At 44.6% G+C, this 11,475-nt stretch carries 11 protein-coding genes and 1 riboswitch; of the genes, 1 reads left to right on the top strand and 10 read right to left on the bottom strand.

Annotation, left to right across the window (positions count from 1 at the left end; translation table 11 throughout):
- Positions 1–384 precede the first annotated feature (384 nt).
- A complete protein-coding gene (locus PBN151_RS31795; protein ID WP_227774469.1) occupies positions 385–522 on the bottom strand; it encodes a hypothetical protein in 138 nt (45 codons plus the stop codon).
- Positions 523–566: 44 nt separating this feature from the next.
- Between PBN151_RS31795 and PBN151_RS07340 the strand changes: the two genes are divergently transcribed.
- A complete protein-coding gene (locus tag PBN151_RS07340; RefSeq protein ID WP_227774467.1) occupies positions 567–1,505 on the top strand; it encodes a polysaccharide deacetylase family protein in 939 nt (312 codons plus the stop codon).
- Positions 1,506–1,590: 85 nt separating this feature from the next.
- Here PBN151_RS07340 and PBN151_RS07335 read toward each other — a convergent pair whose 3' ends face one another.
- The 9 genes from PBN151_RS07335 to PBN151_RS07295 form a co-directional block, all read right to left on the bottom strand.
- A complete protein-coding gene (locus PBN151_RS07335; protein ID WP_021253865.1) occupies positions 1,591–2,301 on the bottom strand; it encodes a 3D domain-containing protein in 711 nt (236 codons plus the stop codon).
- Positions 2,302–2,310: 9 nt separating this feature from the next.
- A riboswitch (cyclic di-AMP (ydaO/yuaA leader) is annotated at positions 2,311–2,479 on the bottom strand.
- Between the two features lie 259 nt (positions 2,480–2,738).
- Positions 2,739–3,461: an amino acid ABC transporter ATP-binding protein gene (locus PBN151_RS07330; protein WP_065291663.1), complete on the bottom strand. Its 723-nt coding sequence runs from the start codon at positions 3,459–3,461 to the stop codon at positions 2,739–2,741.
- Positions 3,454–4,110: an amino acid ABC transporter permease gene (locus PBN151_RS07325; protein ID WP_021253867.1), complete on the bottom strand. Its 657-nt coding sequence runs from the start codon at positions 4,108–4,110 to the stop codon at positions 3,454–3,456. The genes PBN151_RS07330 and PBN151_RS07325 overlap by 8 nt, the downstream gene beginning before the upstream one ends.
- Before the next feature lie 152 nt (positions 4,111–4,262).
- On the bottom strand, positions 4,263–5,048 hold the full coding sequence (locus PBN151_RS07320) for a transporter substrate-binding domain-containing protein (protein WP_021253868.1): 786 nt from the start codon (positions 5,046–5,048) through the stop codon (positions 4,263–4,265).
- 183 nt (positions 5,049–5,231) lie between these two features.
- On the bottom strand, positions 5,232–7,073 hold the full coding sequence (locus PBN151_RS07315) for a HAMP domain-containing sensor histidine kinase (RefSeq protein ID WP_072728436.1): 1,842 nt from the start codon (positions 7,071–7,073) through the stop codon (positions 5,232–5,234).
- Positions 7,074–7,118: 45 nt separating this feature from the next.
- Positions 7,119–7,634 (bottom strand): response regulator, encoded by a 516-nt coding sequence (locus PBN151_RS07310; RefSeq protein ID WP_083545017.1) that lies wholly within the window; start codon positions 7,632–7,634, stop codon positions 7,119–7,121.
- A gap of 191 nt (positions 7,635–7,825) precedes the next feature.
- The gene (locus tag PBN151_RS07305; protein ID WP_083545014.1) at positions 7,826–9,283 is read right to left on the bottom strand and encodes a sensor histidine kinase; all 1,458 of its coding nucleotides are present in this window, start codon (positions 9,281–9,283) and stop codon (positions 7,826–7,828) included.
- The gene (locus PBN151_RS07300) at positions 9,262–9,960 is read right to left on the bottom strand and encodes a response regulator transcription factor (RefSeq protein WP_021253872.1); all 699 of its coding nucleotides are present in this window, start codon (positions 9,958–9,960) and stop codon (positions 9,262–9,264) included. The genes PBN151_RS07305 and PBN151_RS07300 overlap by 22 nt, the downstream gene beginning before the upstream one ends.
- Before the next feature lie 28 nt (positions 9,961–9,988).
- Positions 9,989–11,284 (bottom strand): hypothetical protein, encoded by a 1,296-nt coding sequence (locus tag PBN151_RS07295; protein ID WP_227774465.1) that lies wholly within the window; start codon positions 11,282–11,284, stop codon positions 9,989–9,991.
- Positions 11,285–11,475: the final 191 nt, after the last annotated feature.

Here is an 11,475-nt window from a genome sequence, read left to right as displayed (position 1 = left end):
TGCAGATTCCTGCTCGTAAGAAAAGCCCACATTCACAACCTTATGGAATGCTGCCTATATGGCCTATGCATAAGCTTTTCTCACCTTTACACTTCTACTATGCATGTTCTGGTTGACATCCCACTGTGACCCATGTCACATTAGCGTATGAATTGTGACAATGGTTTCGCAAATTTTCAGAATATTAGCAAGAAGTTACAAGTGAACATCCTAACAATTATAGTCGATGAGATTATTTCCCTACCGTACTAGGTAAGTGGAAGGGCATATTTCTACCACCCCAAGGACATAACAAGAACATTGAACTGTTTATGGAATGGGGGAATGGCGCTATGCAACATTGTCGAATCTGCTTATCTGTACTATCCCTTTGTTTGCTCTGTATTACTGGCTGCTTCCATCGTTCGCAGGAAGCAACGCCTCCCATACCCAATCTTCCACCAAGCAAGCCAAATCAGTCGGAATCGATCCATTCATCAGCAGACAGTCTGTGGAGACAAGATCGCACTCATCCAGTACCACGTATCTTCAAGGCAGACTCTGTGAACATGCATTCCCCACATGCTATGGAGAAGCAAGAGAATGCAGCTTCATCGGATCATCTTGAGATGCCTAAATTCACCATATCAGCTGAGCATAAAGAGCGTGATAACCAGAAAAGTCAGAAGAGACTGGAGTCGCAGCAGGCAGAGTCAGAATCTGGCCAGCAGAAACAGCGTTCTTCCTCTTCGAATGAACGCCAGCACAAGTGTCAGAAATCAACCCCGTCGCAATCTGCGGCGCAAGCTTCACAATCATCCCGCTCCAGCATGCATAAGATGAAGAAACAGCATCTCACGATTGCGGAACTGCGGTTGAAGTACCCACATATCTTTAAATTGAATGCGAAGCAGCGTCATGGAGAACGACAAGTTGCGCTCACCTTCGATGACGCACCGGATAACCGCATTACGCCGCTTGTATTGGATATATTGAAGGAGCACAATATCCGAGCCACTTTCTTTCTCGTTGGCTCTCGTGCCAAGGCTTATCCAGGACTCGTCGAGCGGATGGTGCGCGAGGGGCATGTGATCGGTAATCATTCGTACAATCATCCGTTGCTGACAAAGCTGACGCTTCCAGCTTTTGAACACCAGGTGAAGGATACTGAACGCATTATCGAGCAGTCTACCGGATATAAGCCTCGATACTTCCGTCCGCCATATGGAGAAATCAACGAAGAGCAATTGCGCTGGGCAGGAGATAATGGATACATGGTCGTCAATTGGGATGTAGATACAAACGATTGGCGTGGATTAACCGCTTCACGTATTTTGCAAAATGTGATGCGTGGGGTACGCCCAGGTTCCATTGTATTGCAGCATGCCAGCGGAAGCACACAAAATGGGTATCTGCATGGAACTGTGAAAGCACTCCCATCGATTATTCAGCAGTTAAGGGAGCGGAAATATGAATTCGTCACCCTGCCTGATCTGCTCCAAGATCAGAAGGAAAAGAAGGAATAAACAAACAAGCCCCGCCATAATGGCGAGGCTTGTTGTTCAATTGCTATTGTAAGTATTCATCTACATCTATATATAATAGTAGATATTATTTCAACACGTATACTTTAACGTCTTGCACGCCGAATGTGTTGCCTGTCTTCTTGCTTACCGGTACAAATATGTCAACCTTTTTCCCCTTGATTGCACCGCCTGTATCCGTAGCTACAGCAACCATACCGCCTGTCGGCAAGTGTTTGAAATCATATCCCGTAATATACAATTTCGTACCAAGCGGAATCACTTTTGGATCGACCGCAACTGTACCTAGTTTCAATGCATTACCCAAAGCATCTACTGCGCCCCATTTTCCGTTTTCACTCGGATGAGCGGTATAAGCTGTTGCACGCATGCTTATCGTTTTCTTGTATGTCGCTGTACGTCCAGAGGACAATTGAACTACATTTTTAGGAGCAGCTTGTTGTACTGCTGCTTTCTGATTATTCGAAGCCGTTTTGACTGCCTGTTCGTCATTTTTTGCTACACCCAAAGCATTATTGACTGGCATCCCTTCCAAAACCGACTTTTGAACAACAGGGCTTGGAAGTTCGATGGAGAGTCCACCATACAGATTTTTCGGATTAATTGTCGGGTTTGCCGACAATACGGATTCAACACTCATGTTGTAATTCTTAGCAATTGAATAGAACGTTTCTCCTTCTTTTACCGTATAGGGCTCAGCCTGTGCCGGCAAAATTTGAAGAATGGACGCAAGTCCAAGTAAAGCTGCTGTAATCGTTAGTGTAATTCTTTTACGCATATGTTTTGTTTTCCTCCTGTGCATTAGCCTGCGGGGTTAGTTGTCGGATTCGGGTCAAGGAGTTCCCCTACGCCATTCCAAGTTGCGGAATAAGCGATTCACCCCAAGGTGTTCTCGTAATATCGAACACCGGTCAATAGTCCCCCGTACGGGTGTGTCGTTTCGGCTCGGATTGCATCATATCACAATTTTGTAACCTGTGCGCAGGAATATGATGGTAAGTCTCTGGAACCCGCGCCCCCCAATGGATTGAAGCTTCAAACTTTTTTTATTTCATAACAAATTTGTAATCAGAGATGACATTTTTGTAATCTTTCTGTTTCTATCATAGCACATATTTCAGATTTGTAAACGAAAACGCTTACATAATAAAGCAAACAACAATAGGCACCCCCTAAGGATGCCTATTCGAACACCTATATATTTACAATACCTCTTTACAATACTCTGCTTAGAAAATCCTGCGTTCTAGCATGCTTAGGATGGTTAAATAATTGGTCTGGAGAACCTTCCTCCACAATATTGCCGCCATCCATAAACAAAATACGATCGCCCACTTCACGTGCGAAGTTCATCTCATGAGTTACGATTACCATCGTCATTCCTTCTCCGGCGAGTGATTTCATGACCTCAAGCACTTCGCCGACCATCTCTGGATCAAGCGCTGATGTCGGCTCATCGAACAGCATCACATGCGGCTGCATAGCAAGTGCTCGCGCAATCGCGATACGCTGCTTCTGTCCACCGGACAATTGTCTAGGGAATGCCTTGGCCTTATCCGCCAATCCAACCTTGCCAAGCAGCTCCATTGCTAGTTTATTTGCTTCAGCCTCTGGCACATGTTTCACCTTTATTGGAGCAAGGGTAATATTTTGCAGCACGGTCATATGGGGAAATAGGTTGAACGATTGGAATACCATCCCCATTTTTTCACGTGTTTTGTTAATGTTGTGCGACTTGTCAGTGATGCACTGATCCTCGAAGCGGATATCCCCTTGTGTCGGAGTTTCCAGCAAATTAATGCAACGAAGGAGAGTACTCTTTCCGGATCCGCTAGGGCCTATGACTACAACCACTTCACCACGATCAATAGAGACATTTACCCCTTTTAAAATCTCCAATTTATCATACGATTTATGCAAATTTTGAATTTTAATCATGCTCGCTCAACTTCCTTTCCAAACGTGCCACCACTTTCGATAAAGTGAAGGTTAGAATGAGATAGATACACGCTGCTCCAATCAGTGGTCCCATCGCTGAATAAATTTTGGCACGAACGATATTTGTCTCAAACATCAAGTCTGCAATCCCGATGGTGCTGACAATTGAAGTCTCCTTAATAATCGTAATAAATTCGTTGCCGATCGCCGGAATAACATTGCGGAACGCTTGTGGAAGTACGATCAAGCGCATCCCCATTGGTTTTGACATTCCGAGAGAACGAGCTGCTTCCAATTGACCGTGGTCGATCGATTGTATGCCGGCACGAAAGATTTCAGCCAAATACGCACCACTATTTAAGGATAGAGCAATCGCTCCAGATGTTAGTGCACTGAATTCTACGCCATACTCTGCAAGTCCATAATGAATAATGAATAATTGTACAAGCAGCGGTGTTCCACGGAACACCTCGATATAGGTGACAGCAAACCATTTAAGCGGCTTTATTTTAGACATCCGCATCAAGACAATGGCCACTCCCAATAGTAATCCGAACAGAACGGATATCGCGGATAGCAGTACGGTTATGCCAGCACCGGATACAAATCCTAATTTATACGTCCATAACATGTCGAACCAATCGAACATGACAAACTTCCCCTTCCCTATCTATCACGACTGTTAATCTGCATTTCTTCTATATAAAGAGAAAAAGCTCCTCACTGGTTGAATTCCCACGAGGAGCGAACATATCACATCGAGATCCGTATAGACCGCATATAGATGCAATCCATCTGATCTTATTGTTCCGCCAGTTGTACCGCTTGTGTAATGAATTCATCCAGCTTGCCCTGCTGCTTCAAGCGTTCAAGCGTCTTATTCACTTCATCACGCAGTTTCACACTGCCCTTGCGTACTCCAATTACATATCCTTCACTTACTGGCTTCAATTCCACCGGCGCGACAGCGACTTCCTTGCGATTCGCAGCAAATGCCGCTGCCACAGGCTTCTCCACAACGACAGCCTCTAAACGATTCGACTCCAGTGCAAGAACGAGGTCGTTCACCTTATCCAGCATTTCCTTCTTCGCATCAGGGATTTGCTGAACGACATCCTCGAAGGTTGAGCCAAGCTGTACGCCGATCTTCATGCCCTTCAAATCTTCAGGTGACTTATACTTATCCTTGTCTGCAGCACGTACAATAACCCCTGCTTCCGCCAAGTAATAAGGTGTAGAGAATTCCATTGCATTCTCCCGCTCAGGCGTTGGATCTAGTCCCGCGATTGCGATGTCAATCTTGCCTGTCTTCAGTTCCTCAGGCAATGACGACAGTGATGTATCCTTAATCTCTAATTCAGCGCCCAAATCCTTCGCAATTTCCTTCGCTATCTCAATATCGAAACCGACAATTTGATCCTTGCCGTCGATTGTTTTACGGAATTCAAATGGTGGATAGTCAGCACTCGTGCCGAGTACCAGCTTTTTATTCTCTTGTACAGTTGCTAGACGGTCTTCCTTCGCACCGCAACCAACTAATAATGATAGAATGAGTGTGCATGCTGCAACAATTTTTAATGATTTCATTGCTCCAACCCCGCTCTGTATATGTGTAATATTCCCCGCTCGCTCTTAGTGAGGTAACATCATTATACACGAAGATGCATAGTTATACAACCATTATTTCTTAGGAATTGGATTTAAAAGTAGAATATTAGCGCATAACTCTTCCATTTTATAATACATTGGTCAATTATGGCAACATCCAAACTATCCTTCTTGCTTCTTGCGGAATAGCGGGAGACTAATTATGATAACTGTGCGACCTGGCACTGATTCAATGATAAGGTCTCCTTCATGGCGCTCAACGATACTGTAGCAGATGGACAAGCCTAGTCCTGTCCCCTTCTCCTTCGTCGTGACAAAAGAAGTTCCTGCCCTGGATAAAACCTCGGCTGGGAAGCCAGGCCCTTCATCTTCAATACATAGAAGAACCCTATCCCCTTTCATACGAGTTCGAATCGTCAACACCTGGTTTTCACTCATCGCTTCAAGTCCGTTCCGAATGAGATTGTGAAGAAGCTGCTTCATCTCTTTCTCATCCATTTCAATAGAAGGAACTGGTGATATGTCCAGGCGGATATCCTGGCAGCGAGCCGACGCTGATGCTTGCACAAGCGGGTATAATTGTGTAATGATTTCATTCAAGCAATGAGGACGAAATTGGACGAATTTATGTCTAGCCAAGGTCAAATACTCCGTAATGATCATGTTCGCCCGCTCAATTTCCTCCATCATCGTACGGAAATAGACATGCTCATCCGCATGCTCCGGCTTATTGCGAAGCAGCTGCAGAAATCCTTTGATTGTCGTTAGCGGGTTTCGAATTTCATGACTAAGCGCGGCAGCCATCTCTCCCACAACCTGCAGTGCGCTCATACGCTTCATTTCTTGCTCCATCTGTGCCTTCTGACGCAGCGCCTCACTCATCCGATTCATATCTGAGCCGAGCTGGCAAAATTCATTATTGGATTCGATTCTCACTGTCACGTCATAATCCCCACCGGCAATACGATGAGACGCCTCGACTAATTGATGCAGTGGAGTCACGATCAAACGGCGGATCCACCAGTTTATTAGGATGTAAATCACAACAATAAGTAAACTGATCGTAATTAGGGTTACGACCCATACGTAAAGCAACACGCTGCTAATAACTCCCGCAGGCAGCATAATGATTGCTCTCCAGTTCGTCTCCTCAAGCGGAATTGAGAATATATACATGGAGTTCCCACGATAGTCATCAATGATAATAGACTCCTTAGAGTCATTTACTTTGCGTAATAAAGTCGCTGTATCTTCATTAAGATTGGTGTATATATTGTCATAAATCGTTCGTTCTTCATCTGGGTCGTATAATAAATTGCCTTGTAGGGAAGTAAGTAGAATCTTGCTGCTGGGGTGTACACTTAGCTTGTTTGCTAACTGCTTCAAATCGCCAAACCGTATATCAACTCCGGCTACACCGAGCAGTGTGCCTCCTGAGTCGTATACAGGCGTGCTGACGGATATCATCGGTAGGTTTACATAAGGATCAATGTATGGTGCTGTCAAATAGGTTCCATTCTTCTTCACTGAACCATGATAATAGTCGTATTGCGGGTCATCTCGATACTGAGGCAGTGACTCGTCCACATGTTCTTGTTTATTGAAATTACGGAGCAGACCGGATTCATCATGACCAAACCAGGATGTAAATTTCTCCTTCCATTTCGAACCGGTCTGCATGGTGAACCAGTACCCGAATACGAGATCCTTCGGTTGAAATGCATACCATTCTGTCAATTGATTCAATTCAGCCTTGATTCGCCCAGATGTGTCGAATATGCCCTGAATGACTCTCGCATACGTCTCCACCATTAGCTTGTGGTGACGAATGGCCGCTTCAACATCGTGAGCGGCCATCTTAACTTGATTCAAATAATTGTTCTGTATGCTCGTCTCAATAATCGAACGAACAGCTTCATACGAAAATGAAAAAATAATGGCCAACGCAGCCACTAGTGTCGTCACTACCCGGGCGCTTAGTTGGCTATGTATCGTTCTAAACATAACATCCTCCGATTGACAATTGTCAAGACAAGATATCGCAGCCCGTTACAGTCTGGATGATATGTACGCGCGCAGTTCTTCTAAGTCGAACGGCTTCGAGAAGAAGCCAATCGCTCCTGCCGCCTTCGCTTCGTTAACCTTGTCTGCATCGCTATAGGCAGACATCATTATAACTTCGGTATCTGGACGCATTGTACGAACCGTATGCAGTACATCCAGGCCATTCATATCCGGTAGGCTCACATCCATGAGCACAATTTTACTTGGACACGCACGCATTGAATTAAGCGCCTGCTCTCCCGTCTCTGCTTCCCTTACTTCCAGTGGCAGTTCATCAAGTGCTTCCTTCAATAAAATCCGTATAGGCATCTGATCTTCCACGACAAGAATGGAGCAGTGACTCGTCACGTCTTCAGCTTCGTCCATCTGTCCATGCATAAGCGCATTACGATCTACCGTAACCGCTGCTTCTTGTACACATGAACGCTGCTTGATGACAAAGTATAAGTAAATAATAAATGGGACAGACGCGGAAAATATAACGAATAAAAATAGTTCCACTATCCTATCCTCCTTCCGATGAGGACGACAACAATCGAGTTATTACGACAACATCATGGATGATTATGATACATATTATAGTATGTTTTGTCGAAGTAAGATATGCTATTTTCTTAATTTCCCCGAAAAAAAGACCTTTGCATGAATTAATCACGCAAAGGCCGTATAAATTCAAATGATATTCGAAGAGATCATAAATCCGTAGATTCCTCTATCGTATCTGCTTCAATCGGCATGTTGACCGGCAAGGTCACAATAACCGTCGTCCCTACCTCAGGCTCACTTTCGATGGACATTTCTCCTCCATGAGCCTTCACCAATTCGTACGTAATCGCCAGTCCGAGCCCTGTACCGCCATGACTAGGATTCACTTGATAGAACTTGTCCATTACTTTGGTCAAGTGTTCTTCGCTTATTCCAATTCCTTGGTCAACAATACGAACAACCACTTTCTCCGCATCCCACGACGTATGAATCGTGATCACCGACTCTTCTGGGGAGAACTTGACCGCATTATCAATCAGATTCAGGAATACTTGCTTCAATCGATTCGGATCCGCATTCAGAATTTGCTCGTTACCTCTGACGCGTTCCTCCAATCGAATTTGCTTCTTCTCTGCTTTCATTCTCACTTGCAGGATCGTGTCTTCGATAATTGTCGCGATGGATACCTGCCGCCAGTGGAACTGCAATTTATTCTCCTGCAGCTTCGAGAAGTCTAGCAATTCCTCAACAAGACCAATTAGGCGATCCGTTTCCTTATGAATAACGTTCAACCCCAGCTTCGTCTCCCCTTCATCTAACGGACCAGACAGCAAGGTCTCGCTCCATCCCTTGATTCCCGTCAATGGAGTCCGCAATTCGTGAGAGATCGATGAGATAAAGTCATTCTTTAATTGGTTGCTTCGCACAATCTCATGAGCCATGAAGTTGAGTGTCTTAGACAGCTCCCCAAGCTCGTACTTATATCCATCCTTGGCTCTGACATCGAATCGTCCCCGCGCCATCTGAGCGGATACAGCCGTAATCTCATTAATTGGCTTCACGATCGAATTCGCCAGTCCAAGGCTAATCACTAATACAATGATTAATATCGTAATCGAAATCAGTATAGACACGAGCACAATGCTATTCAACTGACTATTCACTACTTCTAGTGAGGTGACAAGTCTGACAATGTAGCTGATGTCGCCTCTCTCTAACAATGGAGCAGACACAGCCATTATCGACTCACCGGTTCCAGGCTGCTTGCCGATCCATTGTTCCAGCTTCCCTTGCTGCTGTACAGTAATCACATCGAGTGAGTTGATCGGCTTGTCGATTCGGAACCCACTGGAGGAGATAAGCACCTTCCCAGTCCGATCCAGAATTTGCACCTCGGCGCCCGGCAATTTGAATAATTCGAGCAGCTCCGGCAATATGCCTTGATCATCTTCACTGGAACTAAGACTTATATATTGCTGATAGTATTTCGTCGTTACGGATGCATGGTTAGTTAAATTGCTGGATACTGAATCATAATAATACGTTCGCACCGAGATGAGAAAGACCACTTCCAGCATCAGCATCGTCATAAAGACGACGATGAAGTAATGCATGACTACCGAGCGGCGTATGCCCGGCTTAATCAAGGAGTTGTTCCCTTCCATTTGTACCCGTGCCCCCATACCGTTTCAAGAAATCTTGGTGATGATGGCTCATCCTCAATTTTTTGACGCAAACGGCGAATGTTTACATCCACAATCTTAGGATCACCCATATAATCCTTGCCCCATACATGATCAAGCAGTACGTCTCGACTTAATGTCATCTCTTCCTTCTCCATGAAAAACTGTACCAGCGAGAATTCCGTAGGAGTTAAATCGATCGCTTGGTTATTTTTGGTAAATCGTTTCGCAATTAAATCAAGTGAGAACGGACCAGATTGATACACTACCTTCTGGGTAGTGTGCTGATAAGAGCTGACCCTGCGCAGCAAGGACTGAATGCGCGCAACGAGCTCAGTAGGACTGAACGGCTTGCTCACATGATCATCCGCACCAACAGATAAGGCATATACTTTGTCCTGTTCCTGCACCTTAGCAGTCAGGAAGATGATTCCGAGCCGCTCATTCTGTTCCCTTACTCGTCTACACACCTCAAAGCCATCAATACCCGGTACCATCACGTCTAGTAGTGCGATATCTATCGTCGGATCGCTCATGATCATTTGATAAGCATCATTGCCGTTATCTGCTTCCACCACATCGAATCCATTGCGCTTTAAATTAATGACAATAAAGCTGCGGATTGATTCTTCATCTTCAAGAATGAGTATTTTCGTCATCTCTACTTATCTCCTTACTTCATTTCCTTTAAGAATCACTATCACTTTTGTCTAGTTCTGGTATTTTAGGGACCCCTTGTTTCGCATTCAGTGGCTCCTTGCTGTAAATGCCGATAATCTTGTCACCAAATGAACTGAGGTACGTCCATTTCTCCTTATAAGACTCCCATGCCTCCGGTGTAAAGAATCGGATGATGGCGAACGTTTCGTTCGTATGAAGATCGACAAAGCGGAGCATTTCATCTTTTTTCGATTTTGTATCCACAGTCACACGTCCATACCAAGATTTTGGGAAAGAAAAATGGAAGCGATCCATATGGTCGCGGTATTGCTTCTCCACTAACTTCAAGCCATGCTGTCCATCCCATTGGAAGAAGTTTGTAAAATAAGGGATTTCATGAGATTGATACAGATCCCAGCCGTGAGGCTGCTCGGGAATACCGATCTCAATAATGCCATCGCCGTTCATGTCAGAGCTCTTAATACCGCCCCATTTGCTTTCCGTTAAGCCCTCTTGCAACAAGGATTCAAGCATATGATCCTTATTCATTCCGATAATATTTGATATATAGTAGTTGGCCCCTGCATCTGAATCAAGCACGAGTCCTTTGCGGTCTTTTGATATAAATCCAGACACCATATTCGTGTACGCATTAGCATTAGATGATAACCTCAACTCATGAAATTTAACCATCCTGCCATTTTGATAATCGAATGAAAAGAGGACAGGTATTTGACCTGAGCGGTTATTCAATATAAACAATCGATTCTTACCGTTTTGATCCAGATCATCGATCACGAATTGAGAATACGGCTGTTCGAACATTCTGACCATCTCTGTGTCTGTGAATCGATACACAACAAGTCCCTTATTCAGCTTCGGGTCATTGCTGCCATAACCTACCACAAGTTCAAGACTCTTATCACCTGTCAAGTCAACCAGCTCAACCCGGTCCAACTGAGTACCCTCACCATCGAAGTCGAACACCTTCGTCCATGTGTCACCATCTGATTTAAAGATCATACCATGGATTCGAACTTCCTTGTCTGGCGTCTCATAGAATACAATCGCCTCACCCTTGCCATCATTGTTCAAATCCGCAATGCGAATCGTGCTGCGATCGTCTGCATTGCGAGGCCGGATGATATTTGCTCCTTCAGGCTTTTGGGAGTCAATAATCGATTTTAAATTCGCTTTATCTGTCGACAATCGTGGTTCCTTAAGCATGGATTTGGGGTCTTGAACCCACTGACAGCCGCTTAACATGACACTAGCCAGTAGAAGGAGTAGCGATGCTTTTCGTATTGTTCGGCTTTTTATCATACATGCCATTCCTCCTTTGTTGCTTCTATTATTCGTTCTTTCGTCGAAACACATTACTCTTCGTCTTTGTAGCCTATTCACAGGCATACTCTCTCATTATAAAAAAAAAGAGTCACCTAATGGTGACAAACCCGTGACAAAGCGATGATTCATTGGGAAAGAAACTTCCTCCTTGCTCAGCACACATGCTT

This window comes from Paenibacillus sp. NAIST15-1 (assembly GCF_001894745.1).
GTDB classification, from domain to species: Bacteria; Bacillota; Bacilli; order Paenibacillales; family Paenibacillaceae; genus Paenibacillus_B; species Paenibacillus_B suaedae.
The sequence above is the reverse complement of the archived record's forward strand: the minus strand, read 5'-3'. Positions and strand labels throughout refer to the sequence as shown.